This window comes from Nostoc sp. 2RC, from assembly GCF_014222165.1.
In the GTDB taxonomy this organism is placed as follows: Bacteria; Cyanobacteriota; Cyanobacteriia; order Cyanobacteriales; family Nostocaceae; genus Nostoc; species Nostoc linckia.
Map to the genome: position 1 here is coordinate 1 of NZ_JACKZU010000856.1, position 242 is coordinate 242.

A 242-nucleotide genomic window follows, 5' to 3' on the forward strand; every position below is an offset into this window, starting at 1 on the left:
ATTACGTCTTATTCAAGCTGCTGATTTCGACATTGATAAAGCTGAAAAAGGTATTATATATGTCGATGAAATTGATAAAATTGCGCGTAAATCTGAAAATACTTCAATCACGCGCGACGTGTCTGGTGAAGGTGTACAACAAGCATTGCTTAAAATTTTAGAAGGTACAACTGCTAGTGTACCGCCACAAGGTGGTCGAAAGCATCCAAATCAAGAATTAATTCAAATTGATACGACAAACA

1 protein-coding gene is annotated in these 242 nt (G+C 36.4%); it reads left to right on the forward strand.

Going from position 1 to position 242, the window contains the following annotated elements; all coding sequences use genetic code 11:
- Positions 1 to 242, forward strand: a 242-nt coding sequence (locus tag GNE10_RS36660; RefSeq protein WP_185570593.1) for an AAA family ATPase, incomplete at both ends; no start/stop codon positions are given.